A 26,552-nucleotide genomic window follows, 5' to 3' on the forward strand; every position below is an offset into this window, starting at 1 on the left:
TAGTGGATTTGGACGGGTTACCACCTGACTTATTCATTATAAAGGACTTTTTCTTTGCACAAAATAAAATTAGTGAAGATTTAGAGTGTTTTTAATATTGAAATTTAATTAACGCAACACTAGTGATTAAATTTATTTAATTATAGGTAGTCGATAGAGAATTTAAGGGATAGCCTTTAAGCTATCCCTTCTTTGCATTTATTGATGTTATTTAATCAGAGAATTCCATTGATAGTAGTGACAAAAAATAGGATGCGATTTGCAATGTTTGCACCTCAAAAGGGAACCCGTTATTTTTTTAGATGAAGGGTTTTAATGTATTACTCTCTTTTTAAAACAGAATTCCGAACGATTTTCTTTGTTTCTATGACCGTCTGTGCTGTCAGTACGTTATTTTCTTTTATTTTAGAGAACAGGATGGCAGCTCCAGCCTTTCCTAGTTCTCGGACTGGTATTTCTATACAGGTCAAGGCCGGGGTAAGAAATGAGGTATGCCCCATATTACTGTAGCCCGTGATCGAAAGTTCTTTCGGGATGGTAATGTTCAGTTCTGAAGCTGTTTTATAGACACTCACGACTTTTAAATCATCTGTCGCAAACACGGCTGTTGGGCGCTGTTTAGTGGCGAACAGCTGTTTAGCTGCCAAACTTCCTGAATCAAGGGTATAACCGCTGTCGATCACCCATTCCTTCCGAAGTGGTAAACCATAATCATTCATACAGGCTTTATAGCCCTCAAGCCTGTCAATAGAGACATGATAGTCTAATGGTGAATGCAAGCAGGCAATATCCTGATGACCTTGTTCAATTAGATATTTAGTTAAATCATAGCTATCCTGAAAGTTATCCGTATCAACTGAGAAGATATTTTGAAAATCACCTTCTACTTTTCCAATGACAACTATCGGTATATTAAAAAGATCCAGCTGTTTAAGAAAGTCCTCTTTAGCTGGTGAACTTAGCATGATAATCCCTTTAATCATTTTTCCGCGGATTTTGGCTATGCACTTTTCGAGTTCGTCCTTGCTATTTTTAGATGTCTGCAAAATCACATCAAAGTTTTCTTCCTCTGCTTTTTCCGCTATGGTTTGCAGGATATCAGCGAAAAAGGGGTTGTGTGTGGTTGTTTTTGCTGACCGTGATACGACCATAACCGCATCAAATCCGGAGGAAAGTGCCCTTGCTAACTTACTGGGCTGATAATTTAATTGTTCAATGGCTCTCATGACGCGCTCACGTGCTTCATCTGAGATATTAGTTTGGTTATTCAGCACTCGGGATACAGTTGATTTTGAAACATTTGCCGCCCGGGCAATATCATATATGGTGTAGCCCAAAAAACTCCCTCCTCTCCAAATGGAATTGTTTTTTTGTCAAAATAAACGGAAGTAGATCCGTTTACACTATTGGATATATCAATTCGTAGGAGTTACTTATAAGTGGGAGCAATACACGATACATTATAGAGATGAAAACGGAATCAATCAACTTGTTTTTTTAAAATTGAAATATATAATTGTTCGGTTGACAGATTATATTTTCTGTACTATATTTACCTTGTGGGAGCGGTACCATACCTTTCACTCTCTTTTTTTTTAATGAACTGGGAGCGGTACCACGTAAATGAATCTAGAAACTTTATATTTTTTTACCGTTTGTGGGAGCGGTACCACGGGGAGGGATTACATTTTTGTCGTAGTGAAATACTAAAAACCGACATTTATTTTTACTTTTATGAAACCGATTACGGACAACCATTCATTAAAAATATATTTTCTGCGAGGAGGCAGGATCAATGATAAAAAAAGGACTCTACTTATTTATGATGCTTCTAGTCATTGCGGCTTTGACCGCTTGCGGTGGGGGAGAGAAAGCAGATGGCAGTGGAAAAGTTACGATTGAGTTCATGCATTCTTCCGTTGAACAGGAACGTTTAGCAGTTATTGATAAACTGGTTGCAAAATTTGAAAAAGAAAATCCTGATATCAAAATTAAGCAGGTTCCAGTTGAAGAAGATTCCTATAATACGAAGATTGTTACGTTAGCAAGTGCTGGCAAACTTCCTGCCGTTTTGGAAGTGGGACAGGATTACGCGAAGGTAATGGATAAAGATCAATTAATAGACAAAGGATCTGTTAAATCGGTCCTCGCGAAAGCTGGCAAAGAGAATTTTTACGAGGGTGCATTGAAATTAGTAAAAACTGAGGATGGAAAAAGCTATACAGGTGTACCAATCAGCGGATGGGTTCAAGGGATTTGGTATAACAAAGAAATGCTTGCTGCAAAAGGATTTCAAGAACCAAAGAATTGGGACGATGTGTTAGCAATTGCTAAAGCGTTTACAGATGAAAAGAACAAAAAGTACGGAATTGCTATCCCGACAGTTGAAGGTGGTTTCTCCGAGCAGGCGTTCTCTCAATTCGCGTTATCAAACAATGCCAATATTCTTGATGGCAAAGGAAAGTTAGCTGTTAACTCGACAGAAATGAAGGAAGCACTAACTTTCTATCAAGAATTATCTAAATACACCATGCCAGGATCTAATGATGTTACCGAAGTAAAAGATGCGTTCATGAACGGATCCGCACCAATGGCGGTTTACTCTACTTATCTTCTTCCAGCTGTATTTGAGGAAGGAAATGCCGCTAATATTGGCTTTGCGATCCCAACTCAAAAAACAAAAGCCGTATTTGGAACCGTTTCAGCCTTAACGATTTCTTCTGGCCTGGAAGATGACCAGAAAAAGGCAGCAGAAAAGTTCGTAGAATTTATGGCACAGCCAGAAAACATGACAGATTGGGTTTTAATGTCTCCAGGAGGAGCACAGCCTGTCAGCAAGCAGGTCATTGAGAACGAAAAATATCAATCAAACGAGGTAGTGAAAGCTTTTGGTGAACTATCGAATGAAATAGCAGCATCTTATAACGATATTCAAGTGTTTGGATTAGTAGATGGTAAGAACTTCTTGGAAATGGGTGATATCACTAGCTCTGGTGCTATCCCAAAAATGGTCAATGGGATTACGGTTGGTGGAAAGAGCATTAACAGTGAGTTAAAAACAGCGAGCAAGTCCATTCAAGAGATTTTAGACAAAAAGTAAATTTTTTCTGGTGGCGGGATCCTGAGCACCTTCCCGCCGCTATCCAAACTAAAACCATTACCTTAGGGAGTTTTAGGAACAGTAAAGATGTTTAAAAGTTAGTGGCTGTGGAAAGTTGCCTTCCTGATTTGTAAACAGTTTTACTGTTCCTCCTTCCTGCTCAGGTGGTTCAAAAACAAGATGACTTTTTAGGGAGGGAAACCATGAAAGCGATAAAGAGAGAGAAATCAGATTTGAAATTGGCACTTGTTCTGCTATTTCCAAGTATCTTCTTAGTACTGTTGCTTGTTGCCTATCCGATGATTTCAAATATTCAAATCAGCTTTTTAGATCTACCGATCAATCCGAGGCTGGATGCCACATTTGTCGGGTTGAAGCATTACACAGACATTTTAACTGACGTGGCGTTTCTTAAATCATTGGGAATAACGCTTTTATACATGATACTTGCCGTAGCCGGAAGTACAGCGCTGGGATTAGGTGTGGCCATCTTCTTTAACCGGCCATTCAAATTTCGGAAGCTGGCACGTTCATTGATCATCTTATCCTATGTTACTCCGTCTATTTCTTTAGTGTTTGCATGGAAGTACATGTTCAATAACAGCTATGGTGTCATCAATTATTTGGGTGTAGATGTCCTTGGGCTATTTGACAAGGCGCCGCTTTGGTTTGATAAACCAGTGAGCAGTTTTATCCTAGTTGTGTTATTTGCCATCTGGAGATACTTTCCTTACGCTTTTATTTCTTTCTTGGCGATACTTCAAACCATTGATTCTAGTATTTATGAAGCAGCCGAAATTGATGGGGCATCTGCCTGGAACAAATTTAAGATCGTTACGCTTCCAGCGATTATGCCGGTGTTAATCACCGTTGTTACACTTCGTTCGATCTGGTTGTTCTATATGTTCACCGATGTTTATCTGCTGACAAACAAAGTGAACATACTAGGTATTTACCTGTATAAAACAGCATTTGCTTTCAATGACCTTGGTAAAGCTGCTTCGATTTCAGTCATTCTGTTTATTATTCTTTCTATTGTAATTATAGCAACACGAAAGCGGGTGAAATACTAATGGCGATGGCAAGTACCAAAAAGGTAAAGACAGTTAGGAAGGTTGGCTTTTACACGGCACTGATTGCGCTATTAATCGTTAGTTTATTTCCTTTCTTTGTCATGCTGATGACATCCTTTAAATCGTCGAAGGAAGCGGTGTCCACCAGTCCGACCATGCTGCCGAAGGATTGGACATTGAAGCATTATATCGATATTTTTAACCCTGATATTTTTCCGTTTCTGTCTTATTTTAAAAACAGCTTAGCCGTTTCCCTTACGGCATCTACAATCGCGGTATTAATTGGGATATTCGGTGCCTATGCCTTGTCGAGGCTGAAGTTTACCGGTAGAACAACCATTAATGCAAGCTTCTATACCGTGTATATGTTTTCTGGGATTTTGCTTGTTGTACCTTTGTTCAAAATCATTTCAGGTCTTGGCCTATACGATACGAAAACAGCGCTTGTGATAACAATGATTGTTCAGACCTTGCCGACTGCGATTTTTATGTTAAAAAGTTACTTTGATACGATTCCGGATGATCTGGAAGAAGCAGCTTCAATCGATGGCTTAAACCGAATTCAGATTATCTTCTATATTATTATTCCGTTATCGGTATCTGGGATTATCTCTGTGTTTGTTTATTCGTTTATGGTTTCGTGGAACGATTACTTGTTTGCGTCGATTTTCTTATCAGATTCAGTTAACTTCACCCTGCCAATCGGATTAAACACATTGTTCAGTACCCCTGATTATGTTTGGGGAAGGATGATGGCAGCGTCACTTATTACAGCCTTACCGGTTGTCATCATGTATGCTCTTTCTGACCACTTCATTAAGGGCGGTGCGACAGAAGGCGGCGTTAAAGGGTAAAAAAAGCTCAACCAGTGGGGGTGCTTCCCCCGCTTACATCATACTATTGAAAGAGGTTGTTACTATGAAAAAACTTATTGCTGCAGCACCAAGAGTCGCTGCGTTAGTGGAATATGAAGATCGTGCGTTACAAGCAAATGAGGTAAGAATTGATGTTGAGTTTGCTTCGCCAAAACATGGTACCGAGGTCATTGACTTCCGTGGGATCACGCCGTTTATCGATGAATATTTCGATGAAAAGTGGCGCATGTTTATGCCTCGTGAAGAAGGAGCTGCACCTGGGATCGTCTTTGGTGAATTCCAGCTTGGAAACATGGTTGTCGGTAAAATTGTCGAAAAAGGCAATGAGGTAACCGATTATGAAATCGGCGAAACGGTTTGTACGTATGGTCCCATCATGGAAACAGTCATTGCCAATGCAGTCGATAACCACCGCCTGCTCAAGATGCCAGAAGGTGCAAAATGGCAAAACGCGGTTTGCTACGATCCGGCTCAGTTCGCGTTAAGCGGAGTCCGTGATGCCAATGTTCGTGCCGGAGATTATGTCGTTGTTGTGGGATTAGGTGCGATCGGTCAAATAGCCATTCAGCTTGCAAAAAAAGCAGGAGCAAGCATCGTTATTGGGGTAGATCCTTTAGAAAAGCGCCGTGACATCGCCTTAAGAAATGGTGCCGATTTCTGTTTGGATCCAATCTCTACGGATGTTGGCTATGAAGTGAAAAGACTAACCAACAAGCTCGGAGCGGATTCCATTATTGAAACAAGTGGAAACGTTGCAGCCCTTCAGTCTGCGTTAAAGGGAATCGCATATGGCGGAATTATCTCCTATGTTGCTTTTACAAAGCCATTCCCTGAGGGCTTGAATTTAGGTAGGGAAGCTCATTTCAACAATGCAAAGATTGTCTTCTCACGTGCGGCGAGTGAACCAAATCCAGATTATCCTCGCTGGAACCGCAAGCGAATTGAAGCGACTTGCTGGGAATTATTAATGAACGGTTATTTAAATTGTGTCGATATCATTGATCCGGTTGTCCGCTTTGAAGAGAGTGCTGAGTCCTATATGGAATACATCGATAAGCACCCTGAGCTAAGCATTAAAATGGGAATCGAGTATAAAAAGTAAACACATATAGCCGTCCTGTTTGGACGGCTTCTGAATACACCCTAGGAGGAATCGGTAATGAAAATTGGCACACAGAACCAGGCGTTTTTTCCAGAGGATATTAAGGGAAAGTTTCGTTATCTCAAGGAAGTAGGATTTGACGGCTTTGAAATCGACGGGAAGCTGTTGGTTGACCATTTAGAAGAGGTAAAGGAAGCAATCGCCGAAACAGGAATCCCGGTTACTACTGCCTGTGGGGGATATAATGGCTGGATTGGTGATTTTATTGAAGAGCGCAGGGAGAATGGATTGGCGGAAATTAAACAAATCCTCGAAGCGCTGCAGCAGGTAGGCGGAAAGGGAATCGTCGTGCCGGCAGCTTGGGGAATGTTCACGTATCGACTCCCGCCGATGCAGTCTCCGCGCAGTCAAGAGGGTGACCGCAAGGCGGTAACGGATTCTCTCCTTTATTTGGACAAGGTGGCGGAAGAAACAGGGACGACGATTTTCCTTGAGCCATTGAATCGTTACCAAGATCATATGATTAATACGTTGGCCGATGCCCGAAGCTATATTGAAGAAAACAAGTTGAAGCATGTAAAAATCATCGCGGATTTTTATCATATGAATATCGAAGAGGACGGCATCTCAAAAGCTTTACACGAAAACCGTGACTTAATTGGCCATATCCATTTAGCCGATAATCACCGTTATCAGCCAGGCAGCGGCTCGATTGACTTTAAGAAACACTTTGACCAGCTAAAAGAGGATGGATATGACGGATTTCTGACACTTGAATGCCGAATCCGTGGAAATGATCCTAAAGCTGAATACAAACAGGCATTAGCACATCTAAGAGAAGCATCACGTTAAAGGAGGCTGGCAGTTGCTTTGAAAAAGAAAGTGGCCATCATTGGAGCCGGACAGGTAGCGGAAAAAGTTCATGTCTCCTATTATCAAACACGCGAAGAACTAGAATTGGCTGCCGTTGTTGGTCCTAATCCAGAACGGGTGAAGGACTTTGCTGAGCGCAATGGCATCCCCCAATACTTTACGAATGCTGAAGAAATGCATGCTGCCGTCAAGCCGGATATCGTCAGTGTCTGTACACCGAATCGCTTCCATTGTGAGAATGTTCTGCTTGCCATCGCCCATGGCTGCGATGTGATCTGCGAAAAACCACCGGCCATATCGGCGGCGGAAGCAAAACAGATGCGGGACGCAGCGGAAGCGAATGGCTGTCTGCTCGCTTATGATTTCCACCATCGCTTTGCTGACGATGTCACAATTCTCCATGATAAGGTGAAGGAAGGCATACTCGGGGATGTTTATGTAACGAAGGTAAAAGCCTTACGGCGCTGCGGAATTCCTGGCTGGGGCAGTTTTACGGATAAGGAAGTCCAGGGAGGCGGTCCGCTGATTGATCTTGGAGCGCATATGCTTGATGCTGCCCTATATGTACTTGGATTTCCAAAAATTAAGCGTGTGTCAGCGAAAATGTACCAAAAGATTGGGACGAAAAAATCAAAAGGCACATTGGGTGAATGGGACCCGAACAAATATGAGGTTGAGGATTCCTTATTTGGTTTTATTGAGCTTGAAGGCGGAGGTTTAATACAGCTTGAAACCTCTTTTGCCTTAAATATTAAGGATACTTCGATCATGAACGTAGAATTTTGCGGCGACGAGGCTGGTGCTACTCTTTTTCCAGCACAGATCTATACAGATGAAGGCGGCGAGCTTGTCTATCTTTTGGATAGAAAAACCGCTGACGCTGACCGTCATCCAAAAAGTATGGAAGCCTTTGTTGATCGCTGCTTAGGAAAAGACGTGATGGTCGCCGACGGAAGGCAAGGATACGTCATCCAACAGCTTATCGAAGCATTGTATCAATCTGCTGAAAAAGGGGAAAGTGTAACCCTATGAATAAAAAACGGGGAATATATGAACATGGATTTGATGTACATTATCTGAATAAGTATTCGAGTTTGCTAGCATTGGGAAATGGTTACTTAGGTATCCGCGGTACTCATGAGGAGGACTATACCGGTCAAACCCGAGGAATGTATGTGGCAGGGGTCTACAATAAGGCGACAGCTAATGAACCTTCAGAGCTGGTCAATTTACCGGACATTACCGGAATCGTGATTGAAATCGACGGACAGCCGTTTTCCCTGCTTGATGGTGAGGTCCTTTCTTATGAACGGTCGCTTCAGTTCGAAACTGGTGAATTGCGGCGGGAGGTAGTCTGGAAGAGTAAAACAGGTGCCCGCTATGAGCTTCTGTTGCAGCGCTTTGTTGCCAAGCATGACTTGCATGTTATTGCATCTAAATTAACTCTTATCAGCTTAGATCAACCAGCCGCAGTTAAAATTGTGACCGGAATCAATGCTCAGCAAACAAACTTCGGAAAACAGCATTTAATCGAGGAAAGTGTCCGAGTATTTAATGAAGAAATCATTCAGGGTGTTTATAAAACGACTGAATCAGGCGTAACGGTGGCGGTTGGTTCAAGCTTCCATATACCTGAACATAGCAAGAAGACGTTCTCAGCGAAAAACCGCCAGCTGCTGGCCGCCATTTCGCAGGAAGTGGCGAAGGATGAACCATTCGTGTTTGAAAAATTAAGCACGGTTTATACTTCTCATGAATGCGATCGTCCCGAAACCGTTAGTTTGGAAGCGGTTCAAGCGATAGCCTTACAGCAGTATGAGGATTTACTAAAAAGATCCGCTGCAGCATGGAAGGAATTTTGGGAACAGAAGAGGATTATAATCACATCAACAGATGAGTTTGATCAGACGGCGATGGATTTTGCTCTCTATCATATGGAGATCATGACCCCGGCCCATGATGATCGCTTCAGTATCGGTGCCAAAGGTCTTACTGGTGAAGGATATAAAGGGCATGTTTTCTGGGATACGGAAATTTTCCTTGCTCCGTTCCATCTTTACACCGAGCCGGAAACCGCGAAAAAGCTGTTACTGTATCGTTACAAGCATTTACGGGAGGCACAGGAAAAAGCTGTGCAAAATGGTTATCAGGGAGCTTTATTCCCATGGGAAAGCGCCTTTACAGGAAAAGAGGAGACACCAGAGTATGCGGCCATCAATATTCGAACTGGAACTCGCCAAAAAGTGGCTTCCGCCCTTGCTGAGCATCATATCGTGGCTGACATCGCCTTTGCTGTTGTTCAGTATTACGAGAATACGATAGATGAAGAGTTTATGAAAAATGAAGGCCTTGCTCTGCTTAAAGAAACAGCACGTTTTTGGATCAGTCGAACCGTGGATGAAGGGGAACGGCTTTCCATCCATGATGTAATCGGGCCGGACGAGTATACGGAGCACATCAATAACAATGCTTATACGAATTATATGGCCTATTACAATGTAGAACAAGCCCTTTATTTTATGGAGCAATATGGAGATGTCGATTCATCAATAATCGAGCAGGGACGGGACTTTTTAAAACGTCTGTATTTGCAAAAGCCAAATGACGAGATGATTATTCCACAGGACGATACATTCTTAACGAAACCAGCGATTGACTTGACTCCTTATAAACAAAAGCAGGGAAGCCAAGCGATTTTACTAGATTATTCGCGCCAGGAAGTCAATGAAATGCAGATTCTCAAGCAGGCCGATCTTGTCATGCTGCTCTATCTGTTCCCGGATTCGTTTTCCAATGAAGTCGTCATGAAAAACCTTTTCTATTACGAGGACCATACGATTCACGATTCTTCCCTAAGCAAGGCGATCCACGCGATTGTGGCTGCCCGCTGTGATGATGATGAAGCGGCATACCGCTTTTTCCAGGAAGCTTGTTTAATCGATTTGGGACCGAATCCGCATTCATCAGACGAAGGACTTCATGCTGCATCACTAGGGGCCATTTGGCTGGCGGCGATGTTTGGTTTTGCGAATTTGAAAATAGGTTTGGACCGGCTGGCTTTAGATCCTAAGCTTCCGGAAAACTGGACCGAGCTAAAGTTCCCGCTAACTTATCAAGGGAGAACGCTTGAATTCAAGCTGACAAAACAAGTATGCGAGATTACTAAACTTTCAGGACCTGAATTGGAAATTAATATAAATGGTGACATATTCAAGCTGTGTGACCGGCTTGAAGTACCGATGACGAACTAAAAGGGGTGGAGTGATGGAGAACAAACGGATTGAGGCGGTTGTGTTTGATTTAGATGGGGTGATCACGGATACGGCCCATTTTCACTTTCTTGCTTGGAAACAGCTGGCCGAAGAGCTCGGTATCTTCATTGATGAAGAGTTTAATGAACGGTTGAAAGGGGTCAGCCGAATGGATTCCCTTGAGTTGATTTTACGGGAGGGCAACCGCCAAAACGACTTTAGTCTGACACAAAAGGAAGAAATGGCGGCTAAGAAGAATGCTCATTACTGTGAATTTTTAACAGAATTAACACCTGACGATATATTGCCGGGCATCCCGGAATTGATTGCTGCTATTAAGGAAGAGGGGCTTCCGATAGGGCTTGCGTCCGTTTCGAAGAATGCTGGAACGGTATTAAAGGCATTACAGCTTGAAGATGCTCTTGATTATGTTGCGGATGCAGCGAAGATTAGTAAATCCAAGCCAGACCCAGAAATCTTTTTAACGGCCTGCAAAGGACTGGGTGCCGACCCTGAGTATTCAATTGGAATCGAGGATGCGCAAGCTGGGATCGAAGCGATTAAAGCGAGCGGAATGTTTGCCGTAGCCGTTGGCCGGAACCTTGCCAATGCAGATTACAAGGTTGATAGAACAGCAGAGCTTCTATGGGGAAAAATAAAGGCAGAATATGAATAGATTTTAATTTAACGCTGTAGACATGATCTACAGCCTTTTTATAAAGAGATTTAGGAGATGAAGATGTGATGATCCTTACAAAAATAGAACAGAAACTGAAGAGTATTTATAAAGAAGAATATCAGGAAAGCTTTTTAGATCAGTTTCGGAAGTTGATTGATCAATGGGAGAAGGAACAATGGGACAAGATTGATGCCCCTTCTGAGAAAAATGTTTATTTAATCACGTATGGTGACAGTATTTTCGAGCAGGGGAAACCGACGTTAGAAACATTGCATCAGTTTTTAAAAAAGGAAGTTGAGGATACGATCACTGATGTTCATTTGCTGCCAATGTTCCCTTACACGTCTGATGATGGTTTTTCCGTTGTCGATTATAACGAGATTAACCCAGAGTTAGGGAAATGGGACCATATCAAAAACATGTCTAGTGATTACAGGCTGATGTACGACTTTGTCGCCAACCATATCTCCAAATCAAGTGAGTGGTTCCAAGGCTACCTCAACGGGGAGGAAAAATATCAGGGATATTTCATTCCGAAGGACCCAGAGTTTAACACTGAGAATGTGGTTCGCCCAAGAACATCGCCGCTTTTCCATGAGTATGAGGGGAAGGATGGGGTGAAGACAGCTTGGACTACGTTCAGTGAGGACCAAGTGGATTTGAACTTCCGTCATTTCCCTGTTCTGGTTGAAACAACGGAAATTTTACTATCCTATGCACATAAAGGAGCGTCCAGCATTCGTTTGGATGCAATTGGATTCATCTGGAAGGAATCAGGTACCTCTTCCATGCATTTACCGGAAGCCCATGCGATCATTCAACTGTGGCGCGATGTGTTAAATCATTTCAAGCCGAATACGCAGATTATTACGGAAACGAATGTGCCGCATCAGGAAAACATCAGCTACTTTGGTGATGGTACGAATGAAGCGCATATGGTCTATCAGTTTTCTCTGCCGCCGCTTGTCCTGCATACGATGACTACTCATGATGCGACGAAGCTGTCTTCCTGGGCACAGACGATTGGCAAGGTGTCAAATGAGGCCACGTACTTTAATTTCCTTGCCAGCCATGACGGAATTGGCATGCGCCCAACAGAAGGTATTTTAACAGAAGAAGAGAAACAAAGATTAGTCGATAAGGTCGTTGAAAACGGCGGAAGGATTTCCTATAAGACGAATACCGATGGCAGCCAGTCTGTCTATGAAATGAATATCAACTACTCCAACGCCTTAATTAATAAGGGGGAAGATGATACAGAAGAATTAGCGGTGAAAAAGATGCTTGCAGCTCACTCGATTCTTTTATCAGTGATGGGTGTACCTGCGATTTACTACCACTCTTTGCTAGGTTCAGAAAATGATTATGAAGGTCTAGAAGCATCAGGCATTAATCGCCGTATCAACCGTGAAAAGCTTGAGTTTGCTGAGATTACGAGAGAGTTAGTGGAAAATCCACGTCGCCAGGGTATCTTCCAAGGATTACGGAAGATGATTTCCATTCGCCAGCAGCAAAGCGCCTTCTCGCCGTATGCACCGCAAACAGTGGTAGACCTTGGTTCGAACTTATTTGCCTTGAAGCGTCGCAATGATACAACTGGGGATGAAGTTTTCTTCATCGTCAATGTTGATTCGCAACCGGTAGTAGCGGAAATTGGGATCAAGGGTCGTGACCTGTTAACAGGTAGAGAGATCGATTCCCAAATTACGCTTGAGCCGTACCAATTTGTATGGGTAAGGTGAGAAGAATGAATTTTTTGATTGCGACAGATTCCTTCAAGGATTCACTTTCTTCATTAGAAGTAGGGAAATGTGTAGAAAAAGGTACCTTACGGGCGATGCCAGATGCCCAGGTGGTCATTTCTCCCATGGCTGACGGTGGAGAGGGAACGATTGATGCACTCCTTCATGGTGGAAAAGGGCAGGAGATTGAGGTGCAAGTTCATTCTCCCCTCATGGAAAAAATAACGACTAGTTATGTTGTTTTTAGTCAAGAAGATAAAGAATTTGTTTTTATCGAATGTGCAAGGAGCAGTGGGTTGCCTCTTGTTCCAACGGAATTACGGAATCCGATGGTCACCAACACTTATGGGTTTGGCGAGCAGATTAAGGATGCTATCGACAAAGGTTATCGCCACTTTATTCTTTCACTGGGAGGAAGTGCCACCAACGACGGTGGAATCGGCATGCTCCAGGCTTTAGGCTGGGAGTTCTTTGATGAAAAAGGAGAACACATCGGGGCCGAGGCAAATCCGTTATTACAGGTGGCCACTTTTTCGGATCGGAATGTACTGCCTGGGGTTGAGGATTGTACCTTTATCGCGGCTAGTGATGTGACGAACCCATTTTATGGACCAAATGGTGCGGCCCATATCTTTGGTAGGCAAAAAGGGGCCAGTGAGGACGAGATCGTTGTCTTAGATAGCGCATTGCAACGGTTTTCTGCTTTGATTAAGGAGAACTATGATGTTGATGTTCAAGAAGTGGCCGGGGCTGGCGCCGCCGGAGGTTTAGGTGGAGCCATTGTCGGTCCGTTGAGAGGGTCGATTCGGTCCGGGGTGGAGCTAGTGATGGAGCTAACCGGCCTAGAGGATAAAATAAAGTCGGCCGATGTCGTGATTACTGGAGAGGGAAGCCTTGATAACCAGTCGATGATGGGCAAGGTGCCGTTCGGAATCGCCAAGCTTGCGAGGAAATATGGAAAACCTGTCATTGGGATTGCGGGAAGAATTGATACCAACCTGGAAGAAGTCAATAAATACCTCAACGGCGTATTTTCAATTCAAACGCAGTGCCATACCCTAGAAGAAGCCCTTAACCCAGAGGTTACCTCTCTTCAGCTTGAAGTCAAAGCCCAGCAAATTGCAAACGTGATTGTAGGAGTTCAGAGATAAGTAGGTAAGCATGGGGACGGTTCTTCTGCTTCAGAAGCAAGAGAACCGTCCCCATACTCCCAAAAAAACCCACTTTCCAGTGGGTGTTTGTCGTGGTAATTATTAATTTATTTCCATACATCATTCGCAATAGAAATCACATGTCTAACTTTATCCCATTGCTGTTCTTCTGTTAGTAGGTTGCCTTCTTCAGTGGAAGAGAATCCACATTGCGGGCTTAGGCAGAGTTGATCTAAATCTACATACTTCGCTGCTTCAGCAATACGTGTTTTGATTAGCTCAGGATCCTCTAATTCACCAAACTTAGATGTAATCAGTCCAAGAACTATCTGTAAATCCTTACGGTTCACGTGTTGTAGCGGAGTAAAGCCGCCAGAGCGCTCATCATCAAACTCAAGGAATAAGCCATCTACCTTTAATTCACCAAAGATATATTCTGAAGCATTATCATAACCGCCGCTAGCTGTGTATGTAGATTTAAAGTTTCCGCGGCAGATATGCATCGTGATCACCATATCTTCTGGTTTGTTGGCAATCGATTCATTGATGGCACGAGTGAAAATTTTAATTAACTCTTCTGGTGTATAGCCTTTGTCGGCAATTTGCTGCTGGCCTTTCTCTGAGAAGAAAACAGCCCAAGAAGTATCATCTAATTGCAAATAACGGCAGCCTGCATCATAAAATGCTTGAATTGCTTTTTGGTAAGCCTTAATTAAATCATCAAAGAACTCATCTTTGTTTGGATATGCCGCTTCCTCAATAACCCCTCTAAAGAAGAGCATATTTGGACTTGGGATCGTGAATTTCGCAACGTGGTCACCTTTGATACTGTCCAAGAATTTATAGTCTTCGATAAATGGATGCTGACCGAAGTCTAGTTTACCCGTTACTTTTATTCCGTGTGCTCTTGTTTGAACACCATTAAATTGAATACCTGACTCAGCTTCATAAAGCTCTACGCCTTCTAATCCTGCTAGGAAGTCGAAATGCCACCAGGCACGGCGCAATTCTCCATCGGTTACAGCTGAAAGACCTACTTCTTTTTGTTTTTCTACTAATTTAATGATCTCTTCATCTTCAATGGCACGCAGCTGTTCGGCTGTGATTTCTCCGTTTTCTTTTTGAAGACGTGCTTGCTTTAGACGTTCCGGACGCAGGAAGCTTCCGACATGGTCGGCTTTGAAGGGTGCTCTAGTAAGTGTTTTTGTCATTTTATCTGCTCCTTTAAAAAATATAATTTTAATTATATAGAAAATTTTTGAAAAATGCACAATTGAAATATCTACTAAAAATCCTCTTAAAAGCTGTAAGCCTTTGCATTTTGCAATGTTTTTCCGAAAAATAATTATTGTATAGAAAATATTGATTTTTTTAAATATTTATACTAATATATTAAAATATTGATTATTTGGAAAAACGAAATAATTTAGGGGGATTATATTATGGGAGTCATCGAGAAAATCAGCGGATTTGCCGGAAAGACCTTTACATTATGGGTATTAATCTTTGCTGTTGTTGCTTTTAATTTTCCAGCTCACTTTGTGTGGCTGGGAGGATATATTGTTCCTTTATTAGGAATTGTTATGTTCGGCATGGGGCTGACACTGGAGTTATCGGATTTTAAAGAAGTTTTTAGAAGACCAAAAGAAGTGGCGTTAGGGGTCATCGGTCACTTTATCATCATGCCGCTCTTAGCGTTTATATTGGCGGTCGGTCTTGATTTACCAAAAGAAGTTGCTGTGGGCGTTATTTTAGTAGGATGCTGCCCGAGCGGAACGGCTTCAAATGTTATGGTGTTTCTAGCAAGAGGAAATGTAGCGCTCGCAGTTGCGATTGCCTCTGTTTCTACGATTCTAGCACCAATTGTCACACCGTTGCTTATTCTTCTGTTTGCGAGTAAATGGGTGAATGTTAGTGTGGCGTCTTTATTCCTATCGATTGTACAAGTTGTCATTGTTCCATTGGCGCTTGGCTTTATTATTAAAAAGTTCTTTGGGAAACAGGCGAAGGCCGGTGCCAAAGCATTGCCGCTAGTATCTGTTATTGCGATTGTGCTAATTGTCTCCGCGGTTGTAGCAGGCAGTGCGGCGAAGATTGCGGAAACTGGTTTGCTCATTTTTGGAGTGGTTATTCTTCACAATCTGTTAGGATTCTTGATTGGATTTTTCTTTGCCCGTTTATGCGGGATGGATCTTGCGAAACAGAAGGCTGTCGCAATGGAAGTCGGCATGCAGAATTCCGGTTTAGGAGTGGCAATCGCAACGGCTCACTTCTCGCCATTAGCAGCTGTACCTAGTGCGATTTTCAGTGTTTGGCATAATTTATCTGGTTCAGTTTTGGCGAATATTTTTAGCCGGATGAAAGATAAGAATGAAAACGCGGAAGGTAGCAAGCATATAGCATAATCTATAAACCTCCCAGCTGGGGGGTTTTTTGATGGGATGGAGATTTATTTCCAATTTTTGTAGAATAAGTTCTGGTTTTCGCAGAATTCCGGCTGAATTAAGTAAAATCATCCGCGATTTCGTAGAATTTCCTTCTTATTTTGTAGAATTCTAGCTGAATTAGGTAGAATCCGCCTCTCCTATTAGGAATAAAATCCAATTTCCTTAGAATAGATATTGGTTTTTAAAGAATAATCAGGTTTAACAATAAAATAGGCCGGGTATGTCACAAACAAGACTAACAAAGGAGGCATTAAAATGAATGTTGCTAGTGTAATGACAACCGATATTGATTGCTGTACTCCTGAAAGTACTTGTAAAGAAGTAGCGATTAAGATGAAAGAACTGGATGTAGGTGTGATCCCAGTTTGTGAAAATGAAAAATTAGTGGGCATCATTACCGACCGCGATTTAGTGATAAAGGGATTAGCAAACGACCTTTCGGAAGAATCACCCGTTTCTAAATTAATCACAGATATGGTAGTAAAAGGTACCAAAGATATGTCCATTGAGGAAGCTGCAAAAATAATGTCACACGAACAAATTCGCCGCCTTCCTATAGTGGAAAATGAAAAGTTGGTGGGAATGGTCTCTCTTGGTGATTTAGCTGTAAATAATCAGTCGAGTGAAAAGGCAGGGGAGGCCCTTAAAGATATCTCGGTTCCATCCGAACCTAATAAATAAAGCACTTCTGAGAAAGTTCAAAGTTTCCATTTGAATGGATTCATGAAAAAAAACTAACTTAGGAGTGAAAGTAATGCCGTTACTAGAAATTAGTATTGTTCCAATCGGAACAGATTCTCCCAGTTTTAGTACACAGGTTACAAATGCTGTCCGTATCATTGAGGAAAATGATTTAAAGTATGAGTTGACTCCTACTTCAACAGTTGTAGAAGGCGATATTGACCATTTATGGGAAGTTGCCAAAGAGATCCATCAAAAAGCTATTTCAAATGGTCCGGAAAGGATTGTGACCAATATTAGTATAGATCATCGGACAGATAAACAAATGAATATGGATCACCAAATAGACACAGTTCAAAAAGAGTTAGAATAGTTTTTTTAAAACCAGACAAGAGAAAGAAATCCGGCCCAATTTAGGAGCCGGATTTCTTATGTTTGTTTTATTTCTAACCTTCGTGCAACAAGTGACAAAGCATAATTTACGATAAAATACATGAACGCTACAATGACAAAAACAGGTATCACATATGATCCCTTTTGCGCGTAAATAATTTGTCCATTGTGCAATAAATCCGGCAATGCAATCACGACGGCTAACGATGTATCTTTAAGCAGAGAAATAAATTGACTGACAATAGGTGGAACCATTCTTCTCAGAGCTTGGGGCAAGATGATATAGCGTAAGGTCTGGAGGTAGTTCAGTCCAGACGCACGTGCTGCTTCAATCTGTCCTTTTTCAATCGAATTTAAACCGCTTCGGATAATTTCAGACAGCATGGCTGATTCAAAAACCGTCAACGCTGCGATCGCTGCAGTCGTTATTTCCATTTCGATCCCGATTTCGGGCAAGGCAAAATAGGCGAAGAAAATGATCAGCAGCAAAGGAAGATTACGAATCGTCTCGACAACCACGGCAAGTACTGGAGATACAACAGGGATCCGTGCATATCTGAGAGTGCCAATAAGACCGCCAATCATGAAGCTGAGCACAATTGAAATGGCAGCGACCTTAAGGGTGACAGCAAATCCTTCGAGCAAAAATTTTAAATTGTCCGGGTTATAAACTTCCATGAACGGTGCTAGAACATCCATCTAGGCACCTCCTCAATTACTTCTAGCCATGCGTTTTTCTAAAAACCCTACACCAAGACTTAAAGGGATCGTTAAAATTAAATAAAATAAAGCAACAAAAACATAGGTATCAAAGGTTACGTAGGTCTTTGCAGAAATTAGGTCCCCCTGATACATTAAATCCCCACCTGCAACGACTGCCAGCAATGATGAATTTTTAACTAAATTGATAAATTGGTTGCCAAGAGGAGGGATGACGATCTTGATCGCCTGGGGGAGGATAACCATTCTCATGGCCTGGCCGTAACTTAGTCCTGTAGAGCGGGCCGCTTCCATTTGCCCTCTAGCTACCGACATGATTCCGGCACGGATTGCTTCCGCTATGAAAGCCGCTGTATAGATGGTCAATCCGATGGTTCCCGCAGCCATCCCGCCAAGGTTTCCAGACAAATAAGTGAAAAACACAATAACGAGTACAGGTATATTCCGAATAAATTCAACATATGCCGTACCAATCCAGTTAAGAGATTTAAACGGGGCAATCCGCATGACAGCAAGAAGTGTTCCCAAAATAAAGCTGCCTAATAAAGCGATTAAACTGGAAATAATGGTTATTTTTAATCCTTGCAAAAACGAATCTATATGAGTGGTAAGTATCGAGAAATCCAGCAAACGATCTCCTCCTCATGAATCAGGATGAGCAGGTCTGGAAACCCACTGCCCATCCTGACGAGAAACCCGGTATCAATTATTAATTTTTAATCCATTTATCCTTAATTTCATCGTACTTTCCTGAATCCTTCAGGCTTTTTAATGCCTTATTCAACGCATCGACAAGCTCTTTATTGCCTTTTTTAACAGCGATCCCGTAAGGCTCTTCTGTGAACGTTCCTCCGACCAGTTCAAATGACGGATCTTCTTCTGCCATTCCATAAAGGATGGCATCATCTGTTGTCAGAGCATCACCCTTACCTGCTTTTAAGGCTGTAAAGGCTTCGGCATAGTTTTCGTATTCCAGTACTGTTGTTTCAGGAGCTTTTTCACGAATATTGATCGCAGATGTCGAGCCTTTAACCGCAAGCACCTTCGTGCCTTTTTTCAAATCTTTAATGCTCTGAATCTTGCTGCCTTTTTTCACAAGTAAGGATTGCCCAGCTTGAAAATAAACATCCGTAAAATCGACTTCTTTTTTACGTTCTTCCGTGATGGTCATTGTAGCGACTACCGCATCCACCTTACCATTATTGAGGAGGCCAACCCTGGTTTTTGAAGTAACCTCCACGTACTCAGGCTTAACATCCTTGCCAAACATTTCTTCCGCCAATGCTTTGGAAAGATCAATATCGAATCCTTCCACCTCACCTGTCGAAGGATTTTTCAATCCAAACAAACGAGTGTCATTTTTGACTCCAAACACGATTTTTTTATGTTCCTTGATTTGGGCAAGAACATCCTTGCTGTTGCCCTTAGAGTCCTTGTCCCCGCCGCAGCCAGCAAGAAAAATGGCAGCCATTATTGATACTACCGCCATTTTTACGAAATTTTTTGTTTTGAACATTTCCTTACCTCCAATTAATGATTTAATATACGACTGAGAAATAAGCGAGCCCGTTCTTCACGCGGATTCTCATAAAACTCAGCCGGAACTGCCTCTTCTAAAATTCGCCCCTCATCCATAAATACGATTCGGTCTGCCACTTCTCTGGCAAAGCCCATCTCGTGGGTTACTACGACCATCGTCATCCCTTCTTTGGCCAGGGCTTTCATCACATCTAGAACCTCCCCAATCATTTCGGGATCAAGAGCGGAGGTGGGTTCGTCGAAAAGCATGATTTTTGGTTTCATTGCAAGGCCGCGAGCTATGGCTACACGCTGCTGCTGTCCTCCGGAAAGTTGGGAAGGATAAGCTTCAGCCTTATCTAAAATCCCTACCTTATCGAGATAATGTCTGGCTGTATCCTTCGCCTCAGATTCGGGTTGGCCTAATACTTTCATGGGAGCAAGAATGATATTCTCAAGGACGGTTTTGTGAGGATATAAATTAAAATGCTGAAAAACCATGCCTATATTGCGCCTTAGCCTATTGATATCTGTTTTTTTATCCCTGACTGATACCCCATTAACGGTGAGTGTCCCGTCGGAAATTTTTTCCAATTGATTGATACAGCGGAGTAAGGTACTTTTTCCTGAACCAGAAGGGCCTATTACTACGACGACTTCCCCTTGCTTGATTGTCAGATTAATATCTTTTAAGACATGGAAATCCCCGTAGAACTTATTTACCTGATTAAATACGATCATTGTGACCTCCTAATAAAAACTTATAATATATGGAAAATTATAGGATTCACTAATTTATATTCAAACCTTGTCTTAATTAAACTAGGACTAATTTACTTGTTTTTTTAGGAGGTCAGACCGAGACTGAGAAAAAGTTTTAAGTGGCAGCGGATGAAATGGTGACGAGGGCAAGCTGTGTTCCTTTTTATTATTCGAAAAAATATGCGTTCATTAGGGATAATTTTCAGAATCTAGTAAAAAGTTTGTTTACAAGATGATAACAAAACTATATAATCCTATATAAATACTTGGAATTAGGATTGGGCGTGAGATCGATATGAGTATAGGGATTGCATTGATGGGTTTATTGGTCGGCTTTTTGGTAGGGTTAACTGGAGTGGGCGGGGCAGCGCTTCTAACTCCTGTGCTAATTTTAATAGGGGTGAATCCTTCGATTGCGGTTGGGACAGACCTTGTTTATAACTCCATTACAAAACTTTTTGGTGTATTTGGACATTGGAAACAAAAAACGGTCAATCTCCAAATGGTGAAGTATCTAGCGATTGGAAGTATCCCGAGTGCCGCGATTGCGATTATGGCCCTTCATTTCTTTGAAGCTTCTTACCACAATCAGGAACAGATCATTCGCAATGCCCTTGGCTATGTTCTCATATTTGTTTCATTAGCTATCATCTTTAAAACGTTTTTTGAAAAAAGACTACGGCCTAATCGCATACAAGCCAAACCTTTGAGTGAGAAAAAGGGGCTAACCATCCTCATCGGTTGCATCTTTGGATTTATTGTCGGACTTACGTCATTAGGATCAGGTTCTTTGTTCGCTGTGGCGATGATTTATCTTTATAAAATGAAGACATCCGAGATGGTTGGTACGGATATTACGCATGCCTTTTTTCTAGTCACAGTTGCAGGATTGCTTCACATTGGTTTTGGTTCGGTTAACTATATGCTGGTAGGGAATTTACTCATCGGCTCGATTCCCGGGGTATTAATAGGCAGTACGATTTCTGCAAAGGTTCCGACAAGACCGCTGCGGGCGGTGGTGGCGGTATTGATTTTTGTTAGTGGGATAAAGTTAATCTAATTCTGTTTAGAGAAGTGTACCAGCACCTCTCTTTTTTTCTTTTTAATAGACTTCTACCTAAATTATACCAAAATGATAATCTATCATGATAAAATAAACTATATAAATATTGGAAATAAATAGATAGGAGATTCAAAGAATGAGATCCATCCTTTTAAAAGTATTCCTTTTAACCTGTTTCATACTCCCGGTTTGGACCCATGAAAATGCTTCTGCGGAGATGACATGGCCAGCTAAATGTGCATCATTTGGGGCATTAATGCCTAATCAAAATCCATCTTTTCAGTACATCAACTGCTTGCTGACAAATGCGGCTTTAGCAGCAAACATTCCTCCGGAAGTAGTAAAAGCTGTCGCTGTACAAGAAAGCGGCTTGCGGCAATTTGATAGTGGCAAGCCTTTAATTACCCCGGACAGCGGAATTGGGATCATGCAAATTACCAATCAATCAAGCTATGATCAGCAGAGATTGAAAGATGATATCATCTACAATATCCAGGCTGGCGTTGATATTCTAAGTAGCATGTATCAGCGTAAAGATCTTCCTAAAATAAAAGAAGCGGGCCCAGAGGTCATTGAAAATTGGTACTTTCCAGTTATGGCTTACAATGGGACAAAGCCCATAAACAGTCCTTTCGTTCAGAAAGATGGGAGTAGAAATGCGGACGCATACCAGGAAGAAGTCTTTACCAAAATTGAACAAAACAGTTTCTTAGATAATACCAAACTAGGGCAGTACCCTTTCAGTACAGCTGACTTTGTATATAAATCAGGCAGTGCTGAAAATATCTTGTTTAATAAGCTGCAGTATACTCTTACTGACCAGATGCATGCTTCTATGTCTCTTTTTCAAACTGGGAACAAGGTAGTCACAATAGGTGAGGTGAATTTAAGGTCAAAACCTACTACGCAGAATTCACCAATTTTAAAACTGTTGGCAAAAAATACAACGCTAATCATTAACGGGGATTTTAAATATGACCAAAATATAAGCAGTTTAAACCAATTTGTCTGGTACCCAGTCAAAACCGAGGATCAAAAACTAGTTGGTTATATTCCCTCTGCTTATATTATAAAAAAACTAGAATCTCCTGTTATCAGTCCTGTGGATGATAATGATGCAGCTGTATCTGGTACAGCACCGGCAAATGCCTTAGTACAAATCATGAATGGAAATAAGTTGATTGGCAGTGCCATGGCTAATGCAAACAAATCTTTTAAGGCTTCCATTCCTGTTCAAAAAGCTGGAACAAAGCTGACGATCTTGTATAAGGATCAACTGAACGCGCTAAGTCCTTCTGTAACAATCGTAGTAGCAGATAAAACAGCCCCAGTAGCCCCGACAGTGAATTCTGTGACTAATAAGTCTTCAGAACTATCAGGGAAAACAGAGGCGAATGCAACCGTGACTGTGACCATCGCTGGGAAAGCCTATAGTAAAAAGGTGGACGGAACCGGAAATTTCAAAGTTGTCATTCCGGTACAAAATGCAGCTACCAAGATTTCGGTATCAGCGAAAGACAGTGCAGGAAATATTGGGGCGGCTAGGACCCTTACAGTCGTAAAAGCAGCTCCGAATATACCAAGTGTGAACACAGTTAATAATAAAGCTGTGACTGTGACGGGGAAAACAGAAGCAAATGTAACAGTGGCGGTCGTCATCGCGGGAAAATCTTACACTGCAAAAGCCGATAAATATGGGAACTATAAAGTGGCCATACCCGTACAAAATACAGGGATGAGCCTTTCCGTCACTGCTAAAGACAGCGCAGGCCGTATAAGTGCCCCAAGAAGTACTGCAGTGATTCGTGTTGCGCCGAACATGCCGACTGTGAATACTGTCAGGTATTATTCTACAGCCGTGACTGGGAAAACCGAGAAAAATGTAACAGTAGTTATTAAAATTGGGACAAAGACATATACGACAAAGGCAAATGCCTATGGAGATTATAAATTGAATATTTCAAAGCAACGGGCAGGAACTAAACTATATGTATATGCCAAAGATGCATATGGAAAGGTAAGCGCAACAAGAACTGTAACCGTGTATTGAAACAAGGGGTAAGTTTAGTAGTGCTCCTATCAAGTAAAAGAAGGCTGTTTTCTTTGTGAAAACAGTCTTCTTTTTTTTTCAAAGATAAGAAAGAATAAATTTCGACTTCGAGAATTGTCCAGCTCCAGGCGCCATCGGCTGGAGGTCACAAGCTTATCCAGTTGCGGCTCCTTGGGACTCGAGTCATAAGACGCCCCAGAACAGTCGCCTCCACATTTAGATCAATCGGTCCAAAAGGTTAAAGAACAACCTTTCAGCCGGCTCGTCTTGTGCTTGTCGCCGATAGGCGGGCGCCTTACGCTTTTCTTATATTTTAAAAATAGTTTCCTCTTTTCACCAAGTTTTCACCATTCTCTATTAATATTCATTACATCAGGTAACGAAAGGAGGAAAAAAGAGATGAATACAAAAGCAAAAAAGGGTATTTTCTGGGGAGTCATCATTGCCTCGACAGTGCTAGTGATCAACGTAATCCACTTCCTATTAGGAGGCGGCAGTGCTTTTGCTAGAGGTCCACGTGGTGAACATGGTCCTGGTGGAATGCGGCAGTATGGCGGCTTCGATCATCACCAGATGATGAATGGTGCACACCATGGGGGCGAATTCCCTTGGCTGTTTCTTATTATTGGACTAGCAGTTCTAGTTCTACTAGTAAGATGGCTAAGAAAGAAATCGAAAACTTCTTCGATGCAGCAGTTTATTGACACATCACTTGCAGGTTCACATATTCCAGTAACAAACCAAAATGCTACCATTTTGGATCAATGGGAAAAAACGATTTTAACTAAAAAGGAGAATGAATAAAAATGGGTATTTTTAAACGATTAAAAACAATTACAATGGCAGAAATTAACGGTTTACTAGATGGGATTGAAGATCCAATTGCAATGCTGAATGAGTATTCTAGGGAAATGGAACAAGAAATTGTCAAAGGTCAGAATGCTCTAGCTCGACAAATTTTTGTAGAGAAAAAACAAGCGGCACTCATTTCTGAGACCAAATCATTAGTGGACAAGCGTACACGTCAGGCGAAGCTGGCACTTGAGCAAGGTAACGAGGCAATGGCAAAACTAGCTGTGCAGGAAAAGCTCAGCAAAGAAAACCAGTTACAAGTATATGTTGATCAATTAGCTTCGATTAAGGGACAAACACAAATCCTTGTTGAAAAATTGGACCAGCTCAAGGAAACCTATAACCAAATGCAACAGAAGAAAATTTTACTAGCATCACGTGCGAATGTGGCTCAGTCGATGAAACAAATCCAGAAAGTAACGGTTTCTTTCAATACGGATGATATTGCTAGAGGAGTGGCCCGTGCCGAAGAAAAAATCTTAATGATGGAAGCCGAAGTACAAGCAGGCAACCAGTTTGCAACTTCATTAGCTCAGTTCGATGCAGCATATGACAATTATGTGAGCGATGAAGAGCTGAATAAGGAACTTGAAAAGTTAAAGGGTGATAAGGAAAAAGTGGCCGCATTATAATTCAAGGGAGGAGCACCGCCTTATAGGGCTGGTGCTTTTCTTTCTATCTGGCAAAGAGAGGAGGATGTACATTGAATACGACAACGTTGATTTTGATTTATTTGGGTGCAGCTTTGGTGGGGAGCATGCTTCCCTTTTTAAGGGCCTATTTTGCCCACTTTCATAACTTAGTTAATCTCGTGATCAGTGCTTGTTTGGAGGGTAGTAAAATTCATCTTTATTGGGATGGTTCAGGACAGACAACGGGGAGTGCTGCTTCACCATTTAAAAGAGCGCTTATTTCGTATGCAGGTTATACGGGCGCTTCGGTGGCAGCGATTGGAATGCTTTATTTAGTATTGAAAGGCCACTATCATTTGGTGATTTATTTGTATTTAGGGCTTAGTGTTGTTGCCTTATTGTTGTGGATTCGCAATGCCTATGGGGTATTATGGGGCCTTTCAACTGTAGTTTTATTGGTTTTGCCGGTCTATTTCCGTTATGAAAGTGTTTTGGTTTTACCTGTCAATATTAACTTCGAAACGTTACTCGTTCATATTGGTATTTTCCTGGCATCGGTTCTATTTGTTCAATCGATGATTGGTGCGGTTCAGGTGTGCAGGCAAGCTTTTATGTCGAGAAGCAATCCGAAGAGGAGGGCGGCACTGGTTCAAACGAAGTTTATCCCAGCGGTTGTTTTGGGTGTTATTCTGTTTGGACAGACCATTTTAGCTGGCTGCTTTTTTGCCCTTAATTTTATTAGTCTTCCATTTAGTTTGGATATGGATCTACCAAATCAACTTCTTGCTGCGAAGGATGTTATTTGGTCTACAGTTAGTGGGAGTTTGAAGCAGTAGGGGATCACTAAAATAGTATGATAATCTCATCTCGCATGATCGGGCTGTTTTTGAAAAGAGAACAGGCCGATTTTTTGTAATAGGTGTATATTTTATCCACGTATATAATGATGCTATTAAAGAATAACAAAGGTAGAAGGTTGATAGATTTTATTGACGACCGAGCAGGTGAAAAACGAGGTAGTTGGGTAGTCAATCAGGCTTATTGACGACTGAGCAAGTGGAAAATGAGGTAGTTGTGTAGTCAATCAGGCTTATAGACGACCGAGCAAGTGGAAAACGAGGTAGTTGTGTAGTCAATCAGGCTTATAGACGACCGAGCAGGTGAAAAATAAGGTAGTTGTGTAGTCAATCAGGCTAATTGACGACCGAGCAGGTGAAAAATGAGGTAGTTGGGTAGTCAATCAGGCTAATTGACGACCTAGCAGGTGGAAAATGAGGTAGTTGTGTAGTCAATCAGGCTAATTGACGACTGAGCAGGTGGAAAATGAGGTAGTTGGGTAGTCAATCAGGCTTATAGACGACTGAGCAGGTGGAAAATGAGGTAGTTGGGTAGTCAATCAGGCTAATTGACGACTGAGCAGGTGGAAAATGAGGTAGTTGTGTAGTCAATCAGGCTAATTGAAGTCAAGTCCATTAAATTGTGTAAAATTATCAACAATGAAATTTTTCGCAACGCTCATAATTATCGTAAGTGGACTACGCTATTTCGAATTTACATTGAGGGGCGGGCATGATAGCCTGGAGGGCAA

Annotated in this window: 24 protein-coding genes; 18 read left to right on the top strand and 6 right to left on the bottom strand. The window is 41.8% G+C overall.

Annotation, left to right across the window (positions count from 1 at the left end; genetic code table 11):
* Window positions 1-320: 320 nt before the first annotated feature.
* Window positions 321-1,337: a LacI family DNA-binding transcriptional regulator gene (locus M3226_RS29140; RefSeq protein ID WP_251572747.1), complete on the bottom strand. Its 1,017-nt coding sequence runs from the start codon at window positions 1,335-1,337 to the stop codon at window positions 321-323.
* Between the two features lie 458 nt (window positions 1,338-1,795).
* Here M3226_RS29140 and M3226_RS29145 point away from each other — a divergent pair, with 458 nt between their 5' ends.
* The 10 genes from M3226_RS29145 (at window position 1,796) to M3226_RS29190 (ending at window position 13,846) form a co-directional block, all read left to right on the top strand.
* Entirely contained in the window at window positions 1,796-3,100 is a 1,305-nt protein-coding gene (locus tag M3226_RS29145; RefSeq protein WP_251572749.1) for an ABC transporter substrate-binding protein, read from the top strand.
* A gap of 203 nt (window positions 3,101-3,303) precedes the next feature.
* Complete coding sequence (locus M3226_RS29150) at window positions 3,304-4,173, top strand: carbohydrate ABC transporter permease (protein WP_251572751.1); 870 nt, start codon at window positions 3,304-3,306, stop codon at window positions 4,171-4,173.
* A gap of 5 nt (window positions 4,174-4,178) precedes the next feature.
* Window positions 4,179-5,027 carry a carbohydrate ABC transporter permease gene (locus M3226_RS29155; protein ID WP_374110705.1) on the top strand — a complete coding sequence of 283 codons (849 nt, stop codon included), beginning with the start codon at window positions 4,179-4,181 and terminating at the stop codon, window positions 5,025-5,027.
* Window positions 5,028-5,091: 64 nt separating this feature from the next.
* Complete coding sequence (locus tag M3226_RS29160; protein ID WP_251572754.1) at window positions 5,092-6,150, top strand: zinc-dependent alcohol dehydrogenase; 1,059 nt, start codon at window positions 5,092-5,094, stop codon at window positions 6,148-6,150.
* Window positions 6,151-6,207: 57 nt separating this feature from the next.
* On the top strand, window positions 6,208-7,002 hold the full coding sequence (locus tag M3226_RS29165; protein ID WP_251572756.1) for a sugar phosphate isomerase/epimerase family protein: 795 nt from the start codon (window positions 6,208-6,210) through the stop codon (window positions 7,000-7,002).
* Between the two features lie 18 nt (window positions 7,003-7,020).
* A complete protein-coding gene (locus M3226_RS29170) occupies window positions 7,021-8,055 on the top strand; it encodes a Gfo/Idh/MocA family protein (RefSeq protein ID WP_251572759.1) in 1,035 nt (344 codons plus the stop codon).
* On the top strand, window positions 8,052-10,274 hold the full coding sequence (locus tag M3226_RS29175) for a glycoside hydrolase family 65 protein (RefSeq protein ID WP_251572761.1): 2,223 nt from the start codon (window positions 8,052-8,054) through the stop codon (window positions 10,272-10,274). The genes M3226_RS29170 and M3226_RS29175 overlap by 4 nt, the downstream gene beginning before the upstream one ends.
* A gap of 13 nt (window positions 10,275-10,287) precedes the next feature.
* Complete coding sequence (pgmB, locus tag M3226_RS29180; RefSeq protein ID WP_251572763.1) at window positions 10,288-10,950, top strand: beta-phosphoglucomutase; 663 nt, start codon at window positions 10,288-10,290, stop codon at window positions 10,948-10,950.
* A 68-nt stretch (window positions 10,951-11,018) separates the two neighbouring features.
* The gene (locus M3226_RS29185; RefSeq protein WP_251572784.1) at window positions 11,019-12,695 is read left to right on the top strand and encodes a sugar phosphorylase; all 1,677 of its coding nucleotides are present in this window, start codon (window positions 11,019-11,021) and stop codon (window positions 12,693-12,695) included.
* A gap of 5 nt (window positions 12,696-12,700) precedes the next feature.
* Complete coding sequence (locus M3226_RS29190) at window positions 12,701-13,846, top strand: glycerate kinase family protein (RefSeq protein ID WP_251572765.1); 1,146 nt, start codon at window positions 12,701-12,703, stop codon at window positions 13,844-13,846.
* A gap of 107 nt (window positions 13,847-13,953) precedes the next feature.
* Here the strand turns inward: M3226_RS29190 and M3226_RS29195 are convergent, their stop codons facing one another.
* Window positions 13,954-15,057 (bottom strand): 5-methyltetrahydropteroyltriglutamate--homocysteine S-methyltransferase, encoded by a 1,104-nt coding sequence (locus M3226_RS29195; RefSeq protein ID WP_251572767.1) that lies wholly within the window; start codon window positions 15,055-15,057, stop codon window positions 13,954-13,956.
* Window positions 15,058-15,288: 231 nt separating this feature from the next.
* Between M3226_RS29195 and M3226_RS29200 the strand changes: the two genes are divergently transcribed.
* From M3226_RS29200 to M3226_RS29210, 3 genes are all read left to right on the top strand, one after another.
* Window positions 15,289-16,251 (top strand): bile acid:sodium symporter family protein, encoded by a 963-nt coding sequence (locus tag M3226_RS29200; protein WP_251572769.1) that lies wholly within the window; start codon window positions 15,289-15,291, stop codon window positions 16,249-16,251.
* A gap of 297 nt (window positions 16,252-16,548) precedes the next feature.
* Complete coding sequence (locus M3226_RS29205) at window positions 16,549-16,974, top strand: CBS domain-containing protein (protein ID WP_251572771.1); 426 nt, start codon at window positions 16,549-16,551, stop codon at window positions 16,972-16,974.
* Window positions 16,975-17,047: 73 nt separating this feature from the next.
* The gene (locus M3226_RS29210; RefSeq protein ID WP_251572773.1) at window positions 17,048-17,347 is read left to right on the top strand and encodes an MTH1187 family thiamine-binding protein; all 300 of its coding nucleotides are present in this window, start codon (window positions 17,048-17,050) and stop codon (window positions 17,345-17,347) included.
* 56 nt (window positions 17,348-17,403) lie between these two features.
* Here M3226_RS29210 and M3226_RS29215 read toward each other — a convergent pair whose 3' ends face one another.
* The 4 genes from M3226_RS29215 to M3226_RS29230 all read right to left on the bottom strand — a co-directional run bounded on the left by M3226_RS29215 (window position 17,404) and on the right by M3226_RS29230 (window position 20,346).
* Window positions 17,404-18,066: an amino acid ABC transporter permease gene (locus M3226_RS29215; protein ID WP_251572775.1), complete on the bottom strand. Its 663-nt coding sequence runs from the start codon at window positions 18,064-18,066 to the stop codon at window positions 17,404-17,406.
* 12 nt (window positions 18,067-18,078) lie between these two features.
* Window positions 18,079-18,717, bottom strand: coding sequence for an amino acid ABC transporter permease (locus M3226_RS29220; RefSeq protein WP_251572776.1), 639 nt, complete (start codon window positions 18,715-18,717; stop codon window positions 18,079-18,081).
* Between the two features lie 79 nt (window positions 18,718-18,796).
* Complete coding sequence (locus M3226_RS29225; RefSeq protein WP_251572777.1) at window positions 18,797-19,603, bottom strand: transporter substrate-binding domain-containing protein; 807 nt, start codon at window positions 19,601-19,603, stop codon at window positions 18,797-18,799.
* A 14-nt stretch (window positions 19,604-19,617) separates the two neighbouring features.
* Window positions 19,618-20,346: an amino acid ABC transporter ATP-binding protein gene (locus tag M3226_RS29230; protein ID WP_251572778.1), complete on the bottom strand. Its 729-nt coding sequence runs from the start codon at window positions 20,344-20,346 to the stop codon at window positions 19,618-19,620.
* A 316-nt stretch (window positions 20,347-20,662) separates the two neighbouring features.
* On the opposite strand from M3226_RS29230, the gene M3226_RS29235 reads away from it, so the two are divergent.
* The 5 genes from M3226_RS29235 (at window position 20,663) to M3226_RS29255 (ending at window position 25,800) form a co-directional block, all read left to right on the top strand.
* Complete coding sequence (locus M3226_RS29235; protein ID WP_251572779.1) at window positions 20,663-21,427, top strand: sulfite exporter TauE/SafE family protein; 765 nt, start codon at window positions 20,663-20,665, stop codon at window positions 21,425-21,427.
* A gap of 139 nt (window positions 21,428-21,566) precedes the next feature.
* A complete protein-coding gene (locus tag M3226_RS29240) occupies window positions 21,567-23,480 on the top strand; it encodes an Ig-like domain-containing protein (RefSeq protein ID WP_251572780.1) in 1,914 nt (637 codons plus the stop codon).
* A gap of 399 nt (window positions 23,481-23,879) precedes the next feature.
* The gene (locus tag M3226_RS29245) at window positions 23,880-24,284 is read left to right on the top strand and encodes a hypothetical protein (protein WP_251572781.1); all 405 of its coding nucleotides are present in this window, start codon (window positions 23,880-23,882) and stop codon (window positions 24,282-24,284) included.
* A gap of 2 nt (window positions 24,285-24,286) precedes the next feature.
* Window positions 24,287-24,964, top strand: coding sequence for a PspA/IM30 family protein (locus M3226_RS29250; RefSeq protein WP_251572782.1), 678 nt, complete (start codon window positions 24,287-24,289; stop codon window positions 24,962-24,964).
* A 71-nt stretch (window positions 24,965-25,035) separates the two neighbouring features.
* Window positions 25,036-25,800, top strand: a complete 765-nt coding sequence (locus M3226_RS29255) for a M50 family metallopeptidase (protein ID WP_251572783.1) — start codon at window positions 25,036-25,038, stop codon at window positions 25,798-25,800.
* Window positions 25,801-26,552: the final 752 nt, after the last annotated feature.

Source organism: Neobacillus cucumis, assembly GCF_023715505.1.

What these genes read in the sequence shown, in the direction of transcription:
- M3226_RS29145 (WP_251572749.1), top strand. Translation starts at nt 1,796, where the DNA reads ATGATAAAAAAAGGACTCTACTTATTTATGATGCTTCTAGTCATTGCG.
- M3226_RS29150 (WP_251572751.1), top strand. Translation starts at nt 3,304, where the DNA reads ATGAAAGCGATAAAGAGAGAGAAATCAGATTTGAAATTGGCACTTGTT.
- M3226_RS29155 (WP_374110705.1), top strand. Translation starts at nt 4,179, where the DNA reads ATGGCAAGTACCAAAAAGGTAAAGACAGTTAGGAAGGTTGGCTTTTAC.
- M3226_RS29160 (WP_251572754.1), top strand. Translation starts at nt 5,092, where the DNA reads ATGAAAAAACTTATTGCTGCAGCACCAAGAGTCGCTGCGTTAGTGGAA.
- M3226_RS29165 (WP_251572756.1), top strand. Translation starts at nt 6,208, where the DNA reads ATGAAAATTGGCACACAGAACCAGGCGTTTTTTCCAGAGGATATTAAG.
- M3226_RS29175 (WP_251572761.1), top strand. Translation starts at nt 8,052, where the DNA reads ATGAATAAAAAACGGGGAATATATGAACATGGATTTGATGTACATTAT.
- pgmB (WP_251572763.1), top strand. Translation starts at nt 10,288, where the DNA reads ATGGAGAACAAACGGATTGAGGCGGTTGTGTTTGATTTAGATGGGGTG.
- M3226_RS29185 (WP_251572784.1), top strand. Translation starts at nt 11,019, where the DNA reads ATGATCCTTACAAAAATAGAACAGAAACTGAAGAGTATTTATAAAGAA.
- M3226_RS29190 (WP_251572765.1), top strand. Translation starts at nt 12,701, where the DNA reads ATGAATTTTTTGATTGCGACAGATTCCTTCAAGGATTCACTTTCTTCA.
- M3226_RS29195 (WP_251572767.1), bottom strand. Translation starts at nt 15,057, where the DNA reads ATGACAAAAACACTTACTAGAGCACCCTTCAAAGCCGACCATGTCGGA.
- M3226_RS29200 (WP_251572769.1), top strand. Translation starts at nt 15,289, where the DNA reads ATGGGAGTCATCGAGAAAATCAGCGGATTTGCCGGAAAGACCTTTACA.
- M3226_RS29205 (WP_251572771.1), top strand. Translation starts at nt 16,549, where the DNA reads ATGAATGTTGCTAGTGTAATGACAACCGATATTGATTGCTGTACTCCT.
- M3226_RS29210 (WP_251572773.1), top strand. Translation starts at nt 17,048, where the DNA reads ATGCCGTTACTAGAAATTAGTATTGTTCCAATCGGAACAGATTCTCCC.
- M3226_RS29215 (WP_251572775.1), bottom strand. Translation starts at nt 18,066, where the DNA reads ATGGATGTTCTAGCACCGTTCATGGAAGTTTATAACCCGGACAATTTA.
- M3226_RS29225 (WP_251572777.1), bottom strand. Translation starts at nt 19,603, where the DNA reads ATGTTCAAAACAAAAAATTTCGTAAAAATGGCGGTAGTATCAATAATG.
- M3226_RS29230 (WP_251572778.1), bottom strand. Translation starts at nt 20,346, where the DNA reads ATGATCGTATTTAATCAGGTAAATAAGTTCTACGGGGATTTCCATGTC.
- M3226_RS29235 (WP_251572779.1), top strand. Translation starts at nt 20,663, where the DNA reads ATGAGTATAGGGATTGCATTGATGGGTTTATTGGTCGGCTTTTTGGTA.
- M3226_RS29240 (WP_251572780.1), top strand. Translation starts at nt 21,567, where the DNA reads ATGAGATCCATCCTTTTAAAAGTATTCCTTTTAACCTGTTTCATACTC.
- M3226_RS29245 (WP_251572781.1), top strand. Translation starts at nt 23,880, where the DNA reads ATGAATACAAAAGCAAAAAAGGGTATTTTCTGGGGAGTCATCATTGCC.
- M3226_RS29250 (WP_251572782.1), top strand. Translation starts at nt 24,287, where the DNA reads ATGGGTATTTTTAAACGATTAAAAACAATTACAATGGCAGAAATTAAC.